The organism is Streptomyces sp. NRRL WC-3618, from assembly GCF_001280005.1.
Taxonomy (GTDB): domain Bacteria; phylum Actinomycetota; class Actinomycetes; order Streptomycetales; family Streptomycetaceae; genus Streptomyces.
Genome location: NZ_LGDW01000051.1, coordinates 78737 through 97984, shown reverse-complemented (window position 1 = coordinate 97984; position 19248 = coordinate 78737). Strand labels below are relative to the sequence as shown.

At 70.3% G+C, this 19248-nt stretch carries 17 protein-coding genes; 7 read left to right on the top strand and 10 right to left on the bottom strand.

Annotated features, from left to right (window positions below; genetic code table 11):
• Positions 1 to 3: 3 nt before the first annotated feature.
• Complete coding sequence (locus tag ADL01_RS07730; protein ID WP_053741153.1) at positions 4 to 783, bottom strand: DUF3050 domain-containing protein; 780 nt, start codon at positions 781 to 783, stop codon at positions 4 to 6.
• 225 nt (positions 784 to 1008) lie between these two features.
• Between ADL01_RS07730 and ADL01_RS07725 the strand changes: the two genes are divergently transcribed.
• The 6 genes from ADL01_RS07725 to ADL01_RS07700 all read left to right on the top strand — a co-directional run bounded on the left by ADL01_RS07725 (position 1009) and on the right by ADL01_RS07700 (position 9188).
• A complete protein-coding gene (locus ADL01_RS07725) occupies positions 1009 to 1617 on the top strand; it encodes an antibiotic biosynthesis monooxygenase (protein ID WP_053741152.1) in 609 nt (202 codons plus the stop codon).
• 34 nt (positions 1618 to 1651) lie between these two features.
• Positions 1652 to 3880, top strand: coding sequence for an aminodeoxychorismate synthase component I (gene pabB / locus ADL01_RS07720; RefSeq protein ID WP_234354537.1), 2229 nt, complete (start codon positions 1652 to 1654; stop codon positions 3878 to 3880).
• Positions 3877 to 5463: a benzoate-CoA ligase family protein gene (locus ADL01_RS07715; RefSeq protein WP_053741151.1), complete on the top strand. Its 1587-nt coding sequence runs from the start codon at positions 3877 to 3879 to the stop codon at positions 5461 to 5463. The genes pabB and ADL01_RS07715 overlap by 4 nt, the downstream gene beginning before the upstream one ends.
• Before the next feature lie 80 nt (positions 5464 to 5543).
• Entirely contained in the window at positions 5544 to 7130 is a 1587-nt protein-coding gene (locus ADL01_RS07710; protein WP_053741150.1) for a class I adenylate-forming enzyme family protein, read from the top strand.
• Positions 7127 to 8347 (top strand): FAD-dependent monooxygenase, encoded by a 1221-nt coding sequence (locus ADL01_RS07705; protein WP_053741149.1) that lies wholly within the window; start codon positions 7127 to 7129, stop codon positions 8345 to 8347. Before ADL01_RS07710 ends, ADL01_RS07705 begins: the two co-directional genes overlap by 4 nt.
• Positions 8348 to 8363: 16 nt before the next feature.
• Positions 8364 to 9188, top strand: a complete 825-nt coding sequence (locus ADL01_RS07700) for an aminotransferase class IV (protein WP_053741148.1) — start codon at positions 8364 to 8366, stop codon at positions 9186 to 9188.
• Between the two features lie 96 nt (positions 9189 to 9284).
• Here the strand turns inward: ADL01_RS07700 and ADL01_RS07695 are convergent, their stop codons facing one another.
• From ADL01_RS07695 to ADL01_RS07680, 4 genes are all read right to left on the bottom strand, one after another.
• Positions 9285 to 9770 carry a carboxymuconolactone decarboxylase family protein gene (locus ADL01_RS07695; protein ID WP_053741147.1) on the bottom strand — a complete coding sequence of 162 codons (486 nt, stop codon included), beginning with the start codon at positions 9768 to 9770 and terminating at the stop codon, positions 9285 to 9287.
• A 166-nt stretch (positions 9771 to 9936) separates the two neighbouring features.
• On the bottom strand, positions 9937 to 10062 hold the full coding sequence (locus ADL01_RS45275; RefSeq protein WP_053741146.1) for a hypothetical protein: 126 nt from the start codon (positions 10060 to 10062) through the stop codon (positions 9937 to 9939).
• Positions 10063 to 10308: 246 nt separating this feature from the next.
• Positions 10309 to 11448, bottom strand: a complete 1140-nt coding sequence (locus ADL01_RS07685; RefSeq protein WP_053741145.1) for a PQQ-dependent sugar dehydrogenase — start codon at positions 11446 to 11448, stop codon at positions 10309 to 10311.
• A 299-nt stretch (positions 11449 to 11747) separates the two neighbouring features.
• Positions 11748 to 12878, bottom strand: a complete 1131-nt coding sequence (locus ADL01_RS07680) for a DUF5954 family protein (protein ID WP_053741144.1) — start codon at positions 12876 to 12878, stop codon at positions 11748 to 11750.
• A 113-nt stretch (positions 12879 to 12991) separates the two neighbouring features.
• Between ADL01_RS07680 and ADL01_RS07675 the strand changes: the two genes are divergently transcribed.
• The gene (locus tag ADL01_RS07675; protein WP_053741143.1) at positions 12992 to 13933 is read left to right on the top strand and encodes a helix-turn-helix domain-containing GNAT family N-acetyltransferase; all 942 of its coding nucleotides are present in this window, start codon (positions 12992 to 12994) and stop codon (positions 13931 to 13933) included.
• Between the two features lie 47 nt (positions 13934 to 13980).
• Here the strand turns inward: ADL01_RS07675 and ADL01_RS07670 are convergent, their stop codons facing one another.
• From ADL01_RS07670 to ADL01_RS07650, 5 genes are all read right to left on the bottom strand, one after another.
• The gene (locus ADL01_RS07670) at positions 13981 to 14970 is read right to left on the bottom strand and encodes a malate dehydrogenase (RefSeq protein WP_053741142.1); all 990 of its coding nucleotides are present in this window, start codon (positions 14968 to 14970) and stop codon (positions 13981 to 13983) included.
• Between the two features lie 467 nt (positions 14971 to 15437).
• On the bottom strand, positions 15438 to 16742 hold the full coding sequence (locus ADL01_RS07665) for an XRE family transcriptional regulator (protein ID WP_107090831.1): 1305 nt from the start codon (positions 16740 to 16742) through the stop codon (positions 15438 to 15440).
• 420 nt (positions 16743 to 17162) lie between these two features.
• Entirely contained in the window at positions 17163 to 17654 is a 492-nt protein-coding gene (locus tag ADL01_RS07660; protein WP_053741140.1) for a helix-turn-helix domain-containing protein, read from the bottom strand.
• A 168-nt stretch (positions 17655 to 17822) separates the two neighbouring features.
• Positions 17823 to 18335 (bottom strand): DUF3017 domain-containing protein, encoded by a 513-nt coding sequence (locus ADL01_RS07655; protein ID WP_053741139.1) that lies wholly within the window; start codon positions 18333 to 18335, stop codon positions 17823 to 17825.
• Positions 18325 to 19179, bottom strand: a complete 855-nt coding sequence (locus ADL01_RS07650; protein ID WP_053741138.1) for a bifunctional methylenetetrahydrofolate dehydrogenase/methenyltetrahydrofolate cyclohydrolase — start codon at positions 19177 to 19179, stop codon at positions 18325 to 18327. The genes ADL01_RS07655 and ADL01_RS07650 overlap by 11 nt, the downstream gene beginning before the upstream one ends.
• Positions 19180 to 19248 lie beyond the last annotated feature (69 nt).

Here is a 19248-nt window from a genome sequence, read left to right as displayed (position 1 = left end):
CACCTACCCCATCGCCCCCACCACCCCATCCCACAACCGCACCCTCGCCGCCAACGCGTCCGTGGCCGTTTCCGCCGCCTCCGCCCAGTGCACGTCGCTCGTGCCGCACAGGTCGGCGACCATCTGCATGGCCATCGGGGTGTGTTCCTCGCCGTCGACCTCGATGTGCCGGGAGAGGTAGTCGCGGAACAGGGGGTACCGGTCCGTGCCCTCCTCCTTGATCACCTGGTCGAACATGTCCGGGATGAGGTCCTCCCGGGAGAAGGCGAACGCCGCGGCCCGGCAGTGCAGTGGCCGGTCGTTGATGATCTCGAACGTGGCGCGGACGAACTCGGCTGCCGGGCCCGGGACTTGGGCGACACGCAGCGCCGAGTCCACGTCGTGCCCCTCCCCCACCAGAGCGATGAACGTGTCGAGCCGGGACGTGTCCGCCGCCGCCTCGTCCATGCCGGCGCGGTACAGCTCGAAGTGGCTGGTGAAGCCGCCGTTCAGCTCGTCGCTCTCCTCCACGAGCACGATGTCGTTGATGAGACGCCGGCTCACCTCGGACCCGCGCGGCACCCAGGGGACGTCGACACAGGTCAGCTCCCGCTGCAACGACTTGAGCAGGGACATGAAGTCCCATACCGCGAACGCATGATGTTCCATGAACGTCGCCAAGTGCTCCCTGGTGTTTATCCGCTGGTAAATCGGGTGGGCGGTCACTTCTTTACGCACCGGCTCGATCACGGACCGGGCCCGCTCGATTCCCTCGTGGGTCATATCCCAGTCGTACCTGGACATGAAGTCTCCCTCGTGTCGGTCGAATGGCGATCGTGCAGCTTCACCACTCCCCCGGGCAAGCCCTTTCATCAATTCCAAAGAAATCACCCCGCGCATGCTTCGAAAGAAGACAGAAAGACATGCCAAAGAACGACAAACAGCCATCTTACGGACATCCGTAAGGAGGTTTCGAAAATCTTCGTTGAACATTTGAGTGTGATCGGTTTCTGCTCCGTATAGGTCGGCGTGACCAGGAATCCCGTCACCGTCACGGTGGCGTATCAAGTGATCCCGGGCCGCGAGACCGAGTTCCATTCCTGGGGGTGGGCCGTGCTGCGTGCGAGGGCCCGTGAGCAGGGCTTCCTGGGGGGTGGCGTCCTTGTCGACGGAGAGGCGGAGTGGCATGTGGTCTACCGCTTCGACAGTGAGATATCGGCGCTGGCCTGGGAGAACTCCGCCACTTGGGCACAGTGGGCGGCCAGGGTCGAGGGACTCGCCCGGGAGACCGGGCGTCGGAGCGTCCAGGGGTCGAGGGTGTGGTTCGACTCACAGACGGACTTACCGGCCACCGTCCCGCCACCTGCTCCGCCACCCGTTCCACCGCGCCCGCCAGACAAATGGAAGCTCTGGTTCGTGAATATGAGCGCGGTTTTTCCACCCGTGCTCATATTCAATCTGACCATTCTTCCGTTTCTCGGCGGCGTCAATCCGCTCATTCGTACTCTGTTGCTGTGTCTGGCCGTGACGGCACTCGTCACCTGGATTCTCATGCCGCGTCTTCAGCGTTTCTTCAAGAAATGGCTCTACCCGCCGCTCCAGGCGCTTCGGGGACGGCACAAAAGGAGAACCGCATGATCGACGGCATGAACGACGCAAGGGAGGTGGGCGGGTGAAGACCCTGCTCATCGACAATTATGACTCGTACACGTACAACCTGTTCCAGCTGATCGCCGAGGTCAACGGCGAGGAGCCGGTGGTGATCCGTAACGACGCGCCGACCAGCGGATTCGACAGTGTTGATCACGAGGTTGTGAAATTCGACAACATCGGCAACTTCGACAACATCGTCATCTCGCCCGGTCCCGGGCATCCGGCCAGTCCCCGGGACTTCGGGATCAGCGCACGCGTCGTCGCCGAGTCGCGCATACCCGTACTCGGCGTCTGCCTCGGCCACCAGGGGATCGCGCTCGGCGAGCAGGGCGGGGTCGTACCCGCGCCCGAGCCCCGCCACGGGCATCTCTCGACGATCCGGCACAACGAGCAGGACCTCTTCAAGGGGCTGCCGCAGCACTTCACCGCCGTGCGCTACCACTCCCTCTCCGTGCGCGAGCCGCTGCCCGAGACCCTGGAGGCCACCGCCTGGGCCGAGGACGGCGTCCTGATGGGGCTGCGGCACCGCACGCGGCCTCTGTGGGGTGTGCAGTTCCACCCGGAGTCGGTCCTCACCGAGTACGGCCGCCGCATGTTCATGAACTTCCGCAACCTCACGGCGGAACGCGCCCGCAAGCTCCGTACGAAGAACACCGCCGTCACCCGCACCGCGGCGGCGATGCCCGAGACCCCCTCCCCGGTGCTGGTACCGCGCACCGCCCGCATCCCCGGGCAGCGCCGCGCCCCGCGGCCCACGCACCGGCTGCACATCCGCCGGATCGCCACCGCCGTGGACACGGAGGCCGCGTTCGGCCGGATGTACGCCGGTTCGCCGCGCGCCTTCTGGCTGGACAGTTCGCAGGTCGAGAAGGGGCGTTCGCGGTTCTCGTTCTTCGGGGACGGGTCGGGTCCGCTCGCCGAGTTCGTGCGGTACGACGTCACGAGCGGCGTCTGTGAGATCGAGCGGGCGGGACGGCCGACGCGCAAGGTCCGGGCGAGCGTCTTCGACTACCTGAAACGACAGTTGACGAGCCGTCAGGTAGACGCCACGGGCCTGCCCTTCGACTTCACCGGCGGATACGTCGGCTACTTCGGGTACGAGACGAAGGCCGACTGCGGAGCCTCCCCCAACGTCCACCGGGCCCGGACCCCGGACGCCTGCTGGCTGTTCGCGGACCGGCTGATCGCGGTGGACCACGAGGAGGGGCACACCTACGCCGTCTGTGTCGCCGAGGACACTCCGCAGGCCACGCTGGAGGCCGCCGACTGGCTCGACAGCGCGCTGGCCCAGCTCACCTTCGTGGCCGGCGAGCAACCCGCGCCGCCCGTGCCCGCCGCCGAACCGGACCCCGTCACGGCCGAACCGTGGCTGGTGCGCGACCGGGCCACCTATCTCGCCGACATCGACTCGTGCCGACGGGAGTTGACGGCCGGGACGAGTTACGAGGTCTGTCTGACCAACGCGGCCCGGATGCCCGCCCCGCAGGACGCGTACGACTACTACCGGATCCTGCGTCGCCTCAACCCGGCGCCGTACGCGGCCTTCCTGAGGTTCGGTGAGCTCGAAGTGGCCGGCTCCTCCCCCGAGCGGTTCCTGCGGATCACCCGCGACGGCATGGCCGAGGCCAGGCCCATCAAGGGCACCGCCCCTCGGGGCAGTGCCCCGCAGGAGGACGACCTCCTGCGCGACGCGCTCGCCGCCGACGGCAAGACGCGCGCCGAGAACCTGATGATCGTCGACCTGCTCCGCAACGACCTGGGCCAGGTCTGCCGCACCGGCACGGTACGCGTGTCGCGGCTGATGGTCGCCGAGACGTACGCGACCGTGCACCAGCTGGTCTCCTACGTCGAGGGACGGCTGCGCGAGGGCACCGGCGCGGTGGACGCCGTCCGCGCCTGCTTCCCCGGCGGCTCCATGACCGGTGCGCCCAAGCTCCGCACGATGGAGATCATCGACTCGCTGGAGACCGAGGCGCGAGGCGTGTACTCCGGGGCCCTCGGCTACTTCGGGTGCAGCGGCGGCGCGGACCTCAGCATCGTCATCCGGACCGCCGTGATCGCGGACGGCGAGATGCAGTTGGGCGCCGGCGGCGCGATCGTCCTCGCCTCGGAGCCGGTCGCGGAGTACGACGAGATGCTGCTGAAGACGGCCGCGCAGATGCGGGCCTACCAGGAGTACGGGCAGTACGGGCAGCGGCACGAAGAGCGCTCGTCCCTGTCGGCCGGCGCCGAGGAAGGCGCCCGATGACGACCCACCAGGCCACCCCCGCCGCGCCCCCCGCGCCTGCCCCCGCGGAGGCCGACGCCCCGGGCAACCTCGCCGTCCATCTCGCCGACCTCGCCGGGCGGCGCGGCTGGAGCGACCGGCCCGCCTTCCACCAGAGCCACCAGGGGCACCGTTTTTGGACACACGGCGAGGTGCACGAGCTGGCCGCCCGTACGGCGACGGTGCTCGCCCGGCACGGGGTGAGCGCGGGCGACCGGGTGCTCCTGGCGCTGCCTGACGGCATCACCTGGGTGACCGCGTTCCTCGCCCTCGCCCGACTCGGTGCCGTGGCCGTTCTGGTCAACCCCGAACTCCCGCCAGCCGACCACGCGTTCATGACCGAGGACGCCGAAGCGGTGCTGTGCCTGACCGGGCCCTGGCTGGAGGAGGGCGCGGGCGACGGCGAGAAGGGACGTTTCGCGGGGCGTCCCCTGCTGGGCGCCGACCAGCTCGCCGCCCTCGCCCCCACCGCCGAACCGGCCGCCACCGCCCATCCGGTGGACGCGCACACGCCGTTATACGTGCAGTACACCTCCGGAACGACCGGGCGCCCCAAGGGAGTTGTGCACGGTCACGGCGACCCGAAGACCTACCACGACCTCATCGGGCGCCGTCTGCTGCGGATCACCGAGGACGACGTCACGCTCTCCGTGTCGAAGGTGTACTTCGCCTACGGCTTCGGCAACGCCTTCGCCTTCCCGCTCTTCTCCGGCTCGTCGGCCGTCCTGGTGGACCGCCGTCCGACCCCGGCGGCCGTGGACGAACTCGTCGCCCGGCACCGGGTGACGCTGCTCTACTCCGTGCCGTCCGCGTACGCCGCCCTGGTCGCCGACCGGGGCGACGGCCACCAGGGCTGTTTCGCCTCCGTACGGGCCGCCGTGTCGGCCGGCGAGGGGCTGCCGGACGGGCTCGGACAGCGGATCGGCGAGTTGCTCGGCGCGCCGGTGCTGGAACAGATCGGTTCCACGGAGGCCGGGCACGCCTTCTGCGCCAACAGCCTCGACCACAACCACCCCGGTACGGTCGGCCGCCCCGTCCCCGGTTTCGAGGTCGAGCTGCGCGACCGGGACGGGCTCGCACTGCCGGACGCCGATGAGGGCGCCGAGGGTGAACTCTGGGTACGTGGGCCCACGGTGACGAGCGGCTACCTCAACCGGCCCGAGGAGACGGCCCGTTCACTGGTCGGCGGCTGGCTGGCCACCCGGGACCGTGCGGTCCGTGAACCGGACGGCAGTTACCGGCATCTGGGCCGCGCCGACGACATGGAGATGGTCGGCGGCATCACGGTCTCACCGCTGGAGGTGGAGGCCGTACTGCGCACCCATCCGGCGGTGAGGGAGGTCGCGGTGGCCGCCCTCACCGATGAGCGGGGTTTCAGCAGGCTGCGTGCCTTCGTCGTCCCCGTCGGACAGGCCCGGGCGGGCCTGGAGACCGAACTCATCGAGCTGGCCCGCGCCCGGCTCGCCGCCTTCAAGGTCCCCCGAAGCGTCAGCTTCGTCCCGTCGCTGCCCCGCACGTCGACCGGAAAGCTCCGCCGCCATCTCGTCCGCCAAGGCGCCTGGTGACCACCACAGCCACCGCTGCCACTGCCACTGCCACCCCAGCCACCGCAACCCCCCGCAGTACTCCAGAAGGGAACGGGCGCATGCCACAGCCGCAGCCCCTGCTCGCCGACCGCGGTTTCTATCTGGGCCCCGTCTTCCGGCGGGCCGCCGACCGCCACGGAGCCGTCTTCGTCACCCTGGACCGGCCGCTCGACGTCAGCCCCGAACTCGGAGTCGACCTCAGCTACCCCCAACTGGCCGACATCGTCGAGGAGTTGTCGGCACGGCTGTGGGCGGCCGGGGTGCGGCCCTCGGAGGAGGTGGTCGTCCACAAGACGGACAACGTCGACATCGTGCTGCTGACCTGTGCCGTCTCCCGTATCGGCGCGGTCCCCGTGCTGCTGTCCCCCGGCCTCGCCGGACCGGTCGTCGGCCAGCTGCTGGCCCGGCTGCACCGCCCCTGGCTGCTCAGCGACAGCGCCAAACTCACCGGCCCGCTGGCCGAGCTGGACCTCGCCCCGCTGGTCCGCCGGACCCTCGCCGTGAACGCCGACGCCGACGCCGGCGCGCCCGGGGCCGAACCGCTGGCGATGTACGCGGGTGCCGAACCAGCCGCCGCCGTCCGCCTCCACCCCCGCGAACCCGCCCTGATCACCCACAGCTCGGGCACCACCGGCATCCCCAAACTCGCCGTGCACTGCGCGAACACCATGTGGAACCGGCTCGTACCGCAGCAGGCGATGGGCTGGCCCACGCGCGGTGAGACGGCCGCCCTGCACATGTCGTTCGTGCACTCGCGCTTCTACCATCTCCTCGGTGTGCTCCTGCACTTCGGCAGCCCGCTGCTCCTGATCACCGACCCGACCCCGGCCGCCGTGGGCCCGCTGCTCGCCCGCCACCGCCCGGGCATCGTCGAAACCCACCCCAACACCTTCGTCCTGTGGGAGGAGTTGACCGACGCGCCTGGTCAACCGCTGTCGCGCGTACGGTCGTACGGGTCGACGTTCGACGCGATCCACCCACGGACCGTACGGCGGCTGCTGGGCGCCTCCAAGCGCCGTAGCGCCTGGCTGATCCAGCTGTACGGGCAGAGCGAGACCGGGCCCGTCGCCTTCCAGTGGTTCACCCGGCGCAGCGCCGCGAAGGCGGACGGGCGCCGGGTCGGGATCGGGATACCCGGCTTCACCCGGGTCCGGGTCACGGACGACGACGGCCGGACCGCCGCGCCCGGCAAGCCTGGTCGTATCGAGGCCCGTACGCGTGGACGCATCCTCACCTACCTCGGGGCGCGTGAGCAGTACGAGCGTCAGCTCGACGGCGGCGGGTGGTGGCAGATGGGCGACATGGGCTACCGGAGCAAGCTGGGCGCGCTGTATCTCATCGACCGCGAGATCGACCAGATCGACTCCGTGCACAGCAACCTCGAGGTCGAGGACACGCTGATGGACCGGCTGGAGGAGCTGCGTGAGGTCGTCATCGTGCCGGGCGCCGACCGTGAGCCGGTACCCGTGGTGTGCGTACGGGACGAGCTGCCGTTGGACCCGGACCGCTGGCGTCGGGCGACCGCCGATCTGCCGACGATGGCCGAGCCCCGGCAGTGGCGGTTCGAGGAGCTGCCGATGACGGCGACGTGGAAAGTGAAACGAGTGGAGATCACCCGCATGCTGGCCGAGGGCGCACGCACATGACGTCCGCCGACTCCGACCGGGTGGTGGTCGTGGGCGCGGGCCCCGTCGGCCTGTCCGCAGCCCTCGGCCTGCGCGCCCACGGGCTGCCCGTCGTCGTCCTGGAGGCGGACCCCGAGGACCGCCAACGCCCGGGAAGCCGCGCCCTGTTCGTGCACCGCGAAACCCTGCGGCTGCTGGACGGGATGCGTCCGGGTCTGGCCGTCGAGCTGGCGTCGTACGGCCGGACGTGGCACACCCGGCGCACGCTGTACCGGGGGCGCGAGGTCTACTCCCGCACCTTCCCCGAGCAGCCGAAGGCACCCACGTCCACCCCGCCCTTCACCAGCCTGCGCCAGGTCGACACCGAACGCTTCCTGCGCGCCGCCTGCCGGGACGCGGGCGTGGAGTTCGCGTGGGGTGTACGGGTGACGGGCGTACGGTCCTCGCCGACCGGGGTCACCCTCACCGACTCCGACGGCGGCGTCTGGCACGGCACCCACGTCGTGGCCGCCGACGGCGCCCGCTCCGCCGTACGCGCGGAGTTGGGGATCACCATGGAGGGCACCCGCTCGGAAGGGTTCCATGTGGTCGTGGACGTCGCCGACATCCCCGGCGCCGAACTCCCCCTGGAGCGCGTCTTCCACTACGAACACCCGGGCGTGGGCGGCCGAAGCGTGATGCGGGTGCCCTTCACCGGCGGCTTCCAGGTCGACCTCCAGTGCCGCGACGACGACACGCAGGAGGCGTACGGCACGGAGGAGGCCGTACGGGACTGGCTGCCGGGGGTCCTGGAGGCACCCGGGTACGGGACACAGATCCTGTGGGTGTCGACGTACCGCTTCCTGCGCAAGGTCGCGAACGCGTTCACCGACCGGCACCGGCGGGTGCTGCTCGTCGGGGAGGCGGCGCATCTGTTCCCGCCGTTCGGGGCACGCGGCATGAACAGCGGCATCGCGGACGCGGCGGCAGCGGCGGAGGCCATCGCGGCGGTGACCAGGACGGGGCTGGCCGGCGCGGTGACCGAGTTCGCCGAGGTACGGCACGCGGCGGCCGTGTTCAACAGCGCCGCCGCCGGAAACGCGCTGGACCATCTGCGCCCCCGGCGGCGGATGGTCCGGGCCAAGCAGCGCGCGGCGGCGGCCCTCGCGCCGGTGCTGCCGTGGTGCGGTTCGTGGCTGGAACACGCGCCGTACGGGCCCCGCAACGGGGCACCCGCGGTGGCGGGCCGCAAGTACTAGCCGAAATGAGCACCTGATGACGCACCCAGCAACACGAACAGCCGTCGCGGAAGGGCTGTGGACGTGGACTCCGCGCCGTGGCCTGACCGGCCCGGACTCGCACGGTGTGCCGGTGGTCGGTGAGCGGCTGGCGGTCGCCGACTCGTGGCTGCTGCGCGACGGCCGGGTACGCGCCCTCGGTCGCCATCGGGAGCGTTTCCTACGGGCCTGCGGTGACTCCGGCGGCCCCTCGCTGCGCCAACTGGTGGATTTCTGGGGGGACATGACCGCCGCGCTGCCGCGCACCGGCGAGTGGTTTCCCCGAGTCGAACTGGGAGCCGAATCAAGAGAGTTGAGGCTCCTTCTGCGCCACGCTCCGCCGCTCGGCACGGGCGTACGGGTCTGCGCGACGGGCCGGCTGGACCCACGTACCGTCCCCCGCCGCAAGGGCCCCGACCTGGACATCCTGGCCCGGGTTCGGCAGCGGGCGGCGGCCGAGGGCGCGGACGAGGCGCTGCTGATCGCGTCCTCGGGCGTGGTCCTGGAGGGCGCCACCACCAGCGTCCTGTGGTGGGAGGACGACACCCTGTGCCTGCCCTCGCCGCAACTCCCCGTGCTGACCGGTGTCACCACGGCCCTCATCCAGGAACGCGCCCAGCGCACCGGCATCCGCGTCGCCCATCGCGAACGCACCCTCGCCGACCTGGAGGACCGCGAGGTATGGCTCGTGAACGCCCTGCACGGAATCCGTCCGGTGACGGAATGGGCGAGTATAAGGAAACCGATCCTGCGGGCGGGCTCGGCGGTACGCGCCACGGAATGGCGGAAATGGCTGGAGGGCATGAGAGAGCCGCTGCTCTAAACAGGCAAGAAGGTAGAGACAGCGACAGAAAAGCAGGGCAGGACGATTCCCCTTCGCCCCGCCCTGCATTTCCGTTCCCGAATTCAGTCGCTCTTCTTATTTAGCCGCCGGCTGATAACCGCCGGGAACCATCCGTGTGGCGATGGCGATCCGGTTGTACGCGTTGATGACGGTGGCCGCCCAGATCAGCGCGGCGACCTGTGCCTCGTCGAAGACGGCGGCGGCCTCGGCGTACACGTCGTCGGGGACGTGACCGTCGTGCACCAGGGTCACGGCCTCGGTCAACGCCAGTGCGGCGCGCTCCCGTTCGGTGAAGAAGGGGGTCTCCCGCCAGGCATTGAGGGCGTAGATCCGCTGCTCGGTCTCCCCCTGGGCGCGGGCGTCCTTGGTGTGCATGTCGAGGCAGAACGCGCAGCCGTTGAGCTGGGACGCGCGAATCCGGATCAGTTCCAGGATTTCGGGTTCGACCTTGGCATCCCGCGCGGCGGAAACGGCGGCGCCGTGCAGTGCACCCATGGAGGCGGAGACACCCGGGGTGACTTTCTTCAGGGCGACACGGGATATGGATTCAGTGGTGGTCATGGCAATACTGTAACCGCTGACGAGGACTCCGGGATCAGGAATTCGACGACGCGGGCGACACCTCGGGATATTCGCCGTCCTGGGATTCCAGGACGGCGTAGTCCGCGAATGTACGCCGGTACCGGGTGCAGGGCTTCGGCGTAGTTGGCTGACATCCGTTTTGTGATCACGCGAGGCCGAGGAGCGCGAGAGGGCGGCGGGCGTCACGTGCGTTGTGGCGGAGGGCGGCGGCGATGTTCTTGACGCCGCCCAGCCGGAGGGCGCCTATGGCGAGGTTGCGCCAGGTCGCCATGGCCCGGGGAGCGTTCCATGAGGATCATTGCCGCTGGTCAAAGCCTAGACACACGTCCCCACCCCACTCTCGGAGCACCGCGAGGCGTGGCAAATCACCATGAAACGGACAGCAAGCGACCACGCCGAAGCCTTGCAGTAGGACCCACTTGCTGCTGGCAAGTGGGCGGTATCTGCGGTATCCGTAAGGACCGCAGATACCGCCCAGCGGGGTCACTCACGCGGGCCGGAGATCTGGGCCCTGTCGTTACGCCGGGTCGATGCGCGAGATGCTGCCCCGCGTGTCGAGCACGTACAGCTCGCCGTCGCCTCCCTGCGCGAACGAGACGACCCTGCCGCCGTTGACTCCGAGGTCACTCACGCCGGTCACCTTGCCGTTCTTCATCTGCAGAGCGCGGACGGCGCCATCGCAGTAGTCGCTGAACACGTACTGACCCTTGAGGTCCGGGATCGCCTTGCCTCGGTAGACGTATCCGCCGGTCACCGAGCAGCCCCGCCCGGTGCGGTCGTACTCGTGGATCGGCGGTACGTGGTTCGCGGGCGCCGTGCCGCCCTGGAAGGGATGCTTGCCCTCCATCTGGGACCAGCCGTAGTTCTCGCCGCCCTTGCTGTTTGCCGGGGCCCAGTCGATCTCCTCCCAGGCGCTCTGGCCGACGTCACCGATCAGCAGGTCGCGCGTGCCCGCGTCGAAGGAGAACCGCCACGGGTTGCGCAGCCCGTACGCCCAGATCTCGTGCTTCGCGTTCGGGTCGTTTACGAACGGGTTGTCCGGCGGGATCGCGTACGGCTTGGCGCCGCTCGGGTCGATCCGCAGCAGCTTTCCGAGCAGCGTGTCGAGCTTCTGCCCGTTGCCGTGCGGGTCGCCGGCCGAGCCGCCGTCGCCGAACGCGATGTAGAGGTAGCCGTCGGGGCCGAACTTGATGTCGCCGCCGTTGTGGTTCGCGTAGGGCTGCGTCTGGGTGAGGACGGTGCGCCGGGTTTCCGGCCGGATGCTGCCGTCCCGCACGGCGAACTCGTCCACGGTGCTGGTGCCTTGGCGGTTGGTGAACGAGATGTAGAAGTGCGCGAACTCCTTGTCGAACGCGATGCCCAGCAGGCCGCGTTCGCCGTCGGTGGTGGTCTCACCGGATATGTCGAGGACAGGCCTGCCGAGCCCCGCGCCGTCCAACACCCTTACTGTGCCTGCGCGTTCGGCTATCCAGACCGTGCCGCCGGGACCGGCGGTGCCGGCGATGGGACTCTGGGCCGTGGCCACTTTCTTGAGTGTGACCTTCGCTGCCTGACGTGGGGCGGCGGGCTCGTCGGCAGACGCCGTGGTTAAGGCGAGGGAAGCGACGAGGCAGCAGAGGGTGCCGATGATCGCTGAGCTTCTGGTGCGAACTTTCACCGTGATCCTCCTGAGGAGGCGAACCGGGGGAGGCCACCCGGCGGCCAGGAAGGCGAATCAGGTGGGTGTCGTCCACGCCGGCACGCAACTTGTGTGGGGGGATGGTGCGCTACTGGCCACGGGTGAGGTTACCGGGACAGGGGTTACAGACATAGACCAACGCTCCGTACATCCACCTGAGGGAGGCCATGGGGCTGCTGCGGACCGGCATCGAGGGCCCGCTCATCGTGGGCGGGCTCGGGCAAGGGGCGTAACTCGCCGCCGCCACACACCCTTTGAAGCGCCCGACCCCGTACGTGTCACCCCTTGGCCCCCTTCTTCCTGCTCTCCCGCACCACCTTCCGCCGCTCCTCCTCCGCATCCCACAGCTGCTTCAACTCCAGCGTCCGTGAGCTCAGTTGGATCGGCTCGTCATCGCCCTCCTCCTTCCACAGGCCCTGGTCCTTGAGTCTCTGCGTCTGTACCTCGACGGGCGGATCCGGGTCGAAGTCGGAGGGGCGCGGGCCCTCGGGGCCGTCGGGGCCGATTCTGATCAGGCGTTCGACCCGGGTGACCCGGTAGCGGATGCCGTCGACAGTCGCGACGTTGGAGCGTTTCTCGTCGAGGCGGTCGGCAATCAGGGCGTACTCCGCGATCTTCTCCTCGCTCAGCCGCAGGGTGAAGGGGGCCATCACGCGCAGCCAGTGCGCCAGGGTGTCCCGCGCGCCCTGGGGTGTGGAGTCGGAGGCGCCGGGGTTGTGGGCCCGCCAACTCCCCTCCACTCGCTCGGAGATCATGTAGACGGCGGGCAGCAGCACCCCGCCGGGATGGGTGTGGATCGCCCGCCGCTCGTCGTCCCGGACCGCGTGCGGAGCGCCCGGCGCGATGCCGACGAACTGGATGAGGTCCAGTTTGAGGATGCCGTCGGACAGTCCCGTGCCGGTGACGGGGTCGACCACGAAGCCCATGGTGCGCGGCCCCACCCGGTACGCCTCACCGACCTCCGCCGGGTCGGGGTCGGAGGGGCGCGGCGGCTCCGGGCCGTTCGGCCCCATCCGGACGAAGCGTGAGGCACGCACGATGCGGAAGCGCTCGCCGCGCACCCGGACCTCGTTCACCACCTCGCGGTCCATGCGCTCCGCCGCCGCGAACCACTTGCGCTGCGCCTCCTTGTCCCCGGCCTGATGGGCCTCGCCGGCCCGCATCCGGAACACCGAGCCGAGCGAGCCCCGCGCGCCCTGCGGGGTGTCGCTGCCGTAGCCGTAGAGCTCCCAGCCGCCCGTCTCGCACTCCCGGGCATGGAAGAACTCCGGGACGCCCACCCCCATCAGGTCGGGATACCGCTGCGCCGCCTCCGCCGCCTCCTGCTCCGCGAAAGCAGCGATCGGGCCCTCCTGGGCGGTGACCCGGATCGTCAGATACGCCGGGACGTCGTCCCTGTAATCGCTCATGCACCGAGCGTGCACACAACGAGCGGGCCCGACACCCGATTTCACCGAATCCGGCGGCCTGGGCGTGGAACCCTGTGGAATACCGCCAGTTCTTTGACTAACGTCAAAGAGCTATGAACGACGGAACTGTGGACCACCACTCCATGGACGACGTGAACGCCCTACGGCAGTTCAGCCGGTACTTCACGCGGCGCGTCGGCGCCCTCGACGACCACTACCTCGGCCAGGACCGGCCCCTCGGCGAAGCCCGGCTGCTGTTCGAGATCGGGGACGGCACCTCACTGCGGGAGCTGCGGAGCCGGCTCACTCTGGACGCCGGATATCTGAGCCGGCTGGTGCGCTCGCTCACCGCACAGGGCCTGGTGGAGGTGAGCGCGCACTCCTCGGACAGCCGACGGCGGCTCGTGCGGCTGACCCCGGCCGGCCGGGCCGAGATCGAGGAGCAGAACCGGCGCGCCGACGCCCTCGCCGGGAGCCTCCTCACCGGGCTCACCGCGGCACAGCGCGACGAACTGACGTCCGCCCTCGCCGCCGCACGCCGTCTGCTGCGCCTCGCCGCCGTCACCGTCGACCTCGTCGACGGCGCCGCACCCGACGCCCGCGCCTGCCTGGAGGCGTACGCGGCGGACCTCGACGCCCGCTTCCCCGAGGGATTCGACGCCTCGGCCCTGGTCCGCCCGGAGGAGGTGTCGGGGACGGCGGGTGCCTTCTTCGTGGCGTACGAGGAGCGACGCCCCGTGGGCTGCGGGGCGTTGCGGCGGCTCGCCCCCGGGGTCGGCGAGATCCGCCATGTCTGGGTGCATCCCGACGCCCGCCGTCTCGGCCTCGCCCGACGGCTGCTCGACGCCCTCGAACACGCGGCGGCGCAACGGCACTTGACCGTCGTACGACTGGACACGCACACCGTGCTCACCGAGGCGCGGGCGATGTATCTGGCGTGCGGCTACGCGGAGATCCCGCGCTATGACGACAACCCGTACGCGGGGTGCTGGTTCGAGAAGCGGCTGGCCGGGACGGTGCCGGACGCAGCCGGACCCCGTCCGGCCGAAGGCTGAACGGGGCCCGGGAGCAGAGCGGTTGGGGCTCTGTGGGACGACAGGTCCTAGATGAGGCCGAGGGCGCGGACCGCCTCGCGCTCCTCCGTCAGCTCCTGCACCGAGGCGTCGATGCGGGCGCGGGAGAACTCGTTGATGTCCAGGCCCTGGACGATCTCGTACACGCCGTCCTTGGTGGTGACCGGGAAGGAGGAGATGAGGCCCTCCGGGACGCCGTACGAGCCGTCGGACGGGATGCCCATGGAGGTCCAGTCGCCGTCCGCCGTGCCGTTGACCCAGGTGTGCACGTGGTCGATGGCGGCGTTGGCGGCCGAGGCGGCCGAGGACGCGCCACGGGCCTCGATGATCGCGGCGCCGCGCTTGGCGACGGTCGGGATGAAGTCCTCCGCGAGCCACTTCTCGTCGCTCACGACCTCGGCGGCGTTCTTGCCGCCGACCGTGGCGTGGAAGATGTCGGGGTACTGGGTGGCCGAGTGGTTGCCCCAGATCGTCAGGCGCTTGATGTCGGCGACCGTCGAGCCCGTCTTCTTCGCGAGCTGCGTCAGCGCGCGGTTGTGGTCCAGGCGGGTCATCGCGGTGAAGCGGTCGGCCGGTACGTCCGGCGCGGCGGCCTGGGCGATCAGCGCGTTGGTGTTGGCCGGGTTGCCGACGACGAGGACCTTGATGTCGTCCGCGGCGTTGTCGTTGATGGCCTTGCCCTGGGGCTTGAAGATGCCGCCGTTGGCCGAGAGCAGGTCACCGCGTTCCATGCCCTTGGTGCGCGGGCGGGCGCCGACCAGGAGGGCGACGTTGGCGCCGTCGAAGGCCACGTTCGGGTCGTCCGTGATGTCGATGCCCTGGAGCAGCGGGAAGGCACAGTCGTCCAGTTCCATCGCGGTGCCCTCGGCGGCCTTGAGCGCCGGGGTGATCTCCAGGAGGCGGAGCCTGACCGGCACGTCCGCGCCGAGCAGCTGGCCGGAGGCGATGCGGAAGAGGAGGGCGTAACCGATCTGGCCGGCCGCGCCGGTGACGGTGACGTTCACGGGAGTGCGGGTCATGGCGTTCTCCGTATGACAGCTGGCGGTGGGGCGTCGCTGCCCCGGGGTTCGGATGATCGATCTCTTGGCGTCAAGAGAGATCCGGCCGTCAGGCTATCGCGCATCCGGGATCGCGGATGTCTGGGCCCCGTGTGGCCCACCCCACAGAGTCGCGGCGCGGGGGCACGTTGGCGGAGTCATGTTCGCAGCGCCACGTTCGCAGCGCCACGTTCGCGGGGGCACGTTCGCCGGCACGTTCACGGCGTCACGGCAAGCGACGGCCGCTCGTCCGGGAGAGGTGAGACGAGCGGCCGCCGCCCGGGACCGTTCGTTCCGGTTTCCCGTGGGGGTACTTCACCGCCTGCCCCGAACCGGGCCGGACATTCCCCCCGTACGGAAATTTCCGCGATTCCGTACGAGGGGAAGGCGCCGTGGGGTCGCGCCCCACTGTCGGCAGCCCTACCGGGTGCCCCCTACTGGGTGCAGCCCTACTGCGTGCAGCCCTTCTGGGCGGTCGCCTTGAGCGTGACGCACGCCGTCGCGTCGCCCGTGTTCTTCACGGCCACCATCGGCGTGTACGCGTCGGTGTCCGTGTCGACCGCGCCGATCTGCTTCGCCGCGCCGGGCGCGGTGACGTCGACCTGGTCGCCCGGGGCCGCCTGGGTGATGCGCGCCCAGGCCGCCTGGCAGGTCTTGCTGTAGCGGACCTCGACGAGCGTGCCGCCGACGGTGACACTGTTGACGGTCTGCGCCAACTCGCCGCCGCAGCCCATGTTCTCCGGGTCCTGGCCGGTGCACTTCGCGCCGCTGCACTTCACACCGACCGGCAGGTCGGGATTCGTGGCCGGCGTGGACGGCGACGGGCTCGGCTTGGCCTCCGGCTTGTCGTCACCCCGGTTGGTGAAGATCACGGCCGCCGCGATCACCACAGACGCCCCCACGAGACCCGCGAGGAACATCGTGAGCCGCCGCTTGCGCCGCGAACCGCCACCGCCGCCCTTGCTGCCGCTGCCGCCCGGCCGGGCGTCCTGCGGCGAACCGCCGGGCGTCCCCGCAGGCGTACCCGGCGCGCCGGCCGTCCAGGGCGCCGCGCCCGGATATCCGGGCGGGCCAGACGCTCCGGACGGTCCAGCCGGTCCCGGAGGCGCGGCCTGGCGCCCCCCGGCACCACCTCTCGCCGCCGGTCCCCGATATCCGGCCATGCCCCACGAGTTGCTCTCGGCCGAGACGGAACTCGACGAACCGGCGGAACTCGCCGAACTCGCGGAACTCACCGAGCCACCGGAGACACCGCCCCGCGCCGCGCCCGCCCCTACGCCGCCGACCGCGTCCCGGGTCTCCGGGGGCGTCGGCTGTGGCGGCACGGTCGGTGAGACGCCCGCGGGGCCCGCGATTCCCGGAGTCACCGTCGCACTCCGGGCGGCCCGGCCACCGCTGCCGCTGCCGTTCTTCGCCTCCACGGCAGGCCCCCCGAACTCGCCCAGCGCGGCGCGCGCCTGCGAGATCCGTATCGCCTCCATGGTCATGTCGTGACGCATCTCCGAGCGGCTCCAGGCGCGCTCGGCCAGCTCCCACATCGTCGTCAGATGAACGGGATTGGTGCTGGTGACCTCGGCCAGGGCGACGATCGCGCCCTTGGGCGCGAGAAGCCGGCCATTGAGATAACGCTCCCAGGACGTCTTGCTGTAGCCCGTGCGGTCGGCCACCGCCGCGATGTTCAGACCGCTACGGTCCACGAGCCTGCGCAGCTGGCTCGCGAACTCCCTGACCTGCGGATCCAGTTCATCCGGCAAGGCCCTCCAACGAGGCATGCTTCCCCCCTCTTTCCCCCCGGTCGTGCCGGCTGTTCTCCCGCACGTGGTGCCGCCTTCGCGGATCCCTCGGCCGAACCCGTTCTGACTGTTTTGGCTACCCACACGGATGCGCCCAGTCAGGATCTCGGTTCCCGGGGTGGGGGCGCACGGGAGCATTGTCAGGCCTGGAGGTGCACCGTTGCACGCCCCCGGCTGATGGTCCAGTGTTCCACCGACCACCCTCCCGGCCGACCGAACCCCTGGCTGGTGCACGGGACCCCCAGACCGTCCCGATTGACCACATTAACCCTGCCTCATTCCACCCTGGTTGCAAATCCTCGAACTTATCGACACATCGCCACACAGAAAGCACAAGAGCGATCACATCGGGCGCATAGATGTCAGATTCCCTCAGCCGCATCAACCAAAAGCGACAGCACCGACCACCGCGACCAATGCGAGCACCAGTGCGAGAAGGACGGCGACGACCAGGACCCGCCGGGACGAGTCCACGGGGACCCCGGAACTCCTGGCGGACTCGGGCACGGACTCCACCCACCACGGAAGGGTGGGCACCTCCTCCTCGTACCCGCCCTCCTGCCGCGACCGGTCCGATTCCGGTGCCGGGGCCGGCGGGCGGGGCCAGGCCTGGACTGCCAGCTCCCAGCGGACGCCGAAGCGTTCGGCGTCGGCGGGAGCCAGGCCCGCGACCCGGCACAGGGCGGCTATCGCCTGCCGGGGCGGCGGCTGGGTCGCGTTGAGATACCGCTGCCAGGAGGACTTGCTGTACGCGGTGCGCGCGCCCAGCGCGGCCAGACTGAGCCCGGTGCGGTCCTTGAGCAGCCGCACCTGCTCCACGAAGTGCCGCACCTCGGGCGGCAGATCGTCCGGCAGCGGCTGCCAGGCGCTCATCCCGGGTCCTCCTCGACGTTCGTCGGCCGGTCCGAGGCCTTTGACGACGTCAGGGGGCGGATCGGTTCCCGCCTGCCCGAAGTACGGTCCGTCCGGTCGTCCGGTCCGTCCGGGTCGCCGGGTCGCCGGGTCGTCCGGTCGTCTGGTCGTCTGGTCGTCCGTCCGGTCCTAACCGTCCTGGCTGCTGATCGTGTAGTGCAGCGTGTCGTCCAGGATCGGGATCTTCAGCCACGGGTCCGGCTGCGCCATCATCGACAGCAGCACGATGACCGTGCCCAGCACCGTGTACGTGACCATGTCCGTGAACCGGGAGCGGACGGCGAGCATCCCGACGTCCGGCACCACCCAGCGCAGCGCCGCACCGGCCAGCAGTGCGGCCCCGATCAGCAGCGTCCCGTACCGGAACACGTCGAGCGCGGTCAGCAGCAACCCCAGTCCGACCGCGCTCAGCACGACGAGGATCGGCCACTGCCGAGCGGGCGCCGGCGCGCCCCCCGGGGCCGCCCGGCCGCCGCCCTCGGGACGCGCGGTGTCCCGCGTGAACAGGGGGAAGCGACGCGTCGTACGCCGGGGACGCCCCTCGGCGTCCGGCGCGCTGACCGGGTCGACGGCCGTGGGCTCGGGGAGCTCGTCGGACGCCGTCGCGGGCTCCGCCCGCCTGTCCTCCGCCTCAGCCGACACTGCGCTCCGCCGCCTCGACCACGTTGACGAGCAGCAGGGCGCGGGTCATCGGGCCCACTCCGCCGGGGTTCGGGGAGATCCAGGCGGCGACCTCGGCGACGTCCGGGTGGACGTCGCCCACGATCTTGCCCTCGGCGCTGCGCGAGACACCGACGTCGAGGACGGCGGCGCCCGGTTTCACGTCCTCGGCGCGGACCAGGTGGGCCGAGCCCGCGGCGGCGACGATGATGTCGGCGCGGCGGAGGTGGGCGGCCAGGTCACGCGTACCCGTGTGGCACTGCGTCACCGTGGCGTTCTCGCTGCGCCGGGTGAGCAGCAGCGGCATCGGGCGGCCGATGGTGACACCGCGGCCCACGACCACGACCTCCGCGCCCTTGATCTCGACGCCGTGCGCGCGAAGGAGGGTGAGGATGCCGTTGGGGGTGCAGGGGAGCGGGGCCGGCTCGTTCAGGACGAGGCGGCCGAGGTTCATCGGGTGGAGACCGTCCGCGTCCTTGTCGGGGTCCATCAGTTCGAGGACGCGGTTCTCGTCGATGCCCTTGGGCAGGGGCAGCTGGACGATGTAGCCGGTGCAGGCAGGGTCCTCGTTCAGTTCGCAGACCGCCGCCTCGATCTCCTCCTGGGTGGCCGTGGCGGGCAGCTCGCGCTGGATGGAGGCGATGCCCACCTGCGCGCAGTCGCGGTGCTTGCCGGCGACGTACTTCTGGCTGCCGGGGTCGTCCCCGACGAGGATCGTGCCGAGGCCGGGCGTGACGCCCTTCTCCTTCAGCGCCGCCACGCGGGCGGTCAGATCGGACTTGATCGCGGCTGCGGTGGCCTTGCCATCGAGAATCTGGGCGGTCATACCCCCATCCTCGCGGATGACGGGGTCCCGGTTCAATCCGGGTCCATTCCGTGGCCGCCTGGGCACCAC

Coding starts and splice junctions, on each gene's coding strand:
- ADL01_RS07715 (WP_053741151.1), top strand. CDS start 3,877: ATGACGACCCACCAGGCCACCCCCGCCGCGCCCCCCGCGCCTGCCCCC.
- ADL01_RS07730 (WP_053741153.1), bottom strand. CDS start 783: ATGTCCAGGTACGACTGGGATATGACCCACGAGGGAATCGAGCGGGCC.
- ADL01_RS07650 (WP_053741138.1), bottom strand. CDS start 19,179: ATGACCGCCCAGATTCTCGATGGCAAGGCCACCGCAGCCGCGATCAAG.
- ADL01_RS07705 (WP_053741149.1), top strand. CDS start 7,127: ATGACGTCCGCCGACTCCGACCGGGTGGTGGTCGTGGGCGCGGGCCCC.
- ADL01_RS07710 (WP_053741150.1), top strand. CDS start 5,544: ATGCCACAGCCGCAGCCCCTGCTCGCCGACCGCGGTTTCTATCTGGGC.
- ADL01_RS07660 (WP_053741140.1), bottom strand. CDS start 17,654: ATGAGCGCCTGGCAGCCGCTGCCGGACGATCTGCCGCCCGAGGTGCGG.
- ADL01_RS07670 (WP_053741142.1), bottom strand. CDS start 14,970: ATGACCCGCACTCCCGTGAACGTCACCGTCACCGGCGCGGCCGGCCAG.
- ADL01_RS07675 (WP_053741143.1), top strand. CDS start 12,992: ATGAACGACGGAACTGTGGACCACCACTCCATGGACGACGTGAACGCC.
- ADL01_RS07695 (WP_053741147.1), bottom strand. CDS start 9,770: ATGACCACCACTGAATCCATATCCCGTGTCGCCCTGAAGAAAGTCACC.
- ADL01_RS07700 (WP_053741148.1), top strand. CDS start 8,364: ATGACGCACCCAGCAACACGAACAGCCGTCGCGGAAGGGCTGTGGACG.
- ADL01_RS45275 (WP_053741146.1), bottom strand. CDS start 10,062: ATGGCGACCTGGCGCAACCTCGCCATAGGCGCCCTCCGGCTGGGCGGC.
- ADL01_RS07680 (WP_053741144.1), bottom strand. CDS start 12,878: ATGAGCGATTACAGGGACGACGTCCCGGCGTATCTGACGATCCGGGTC.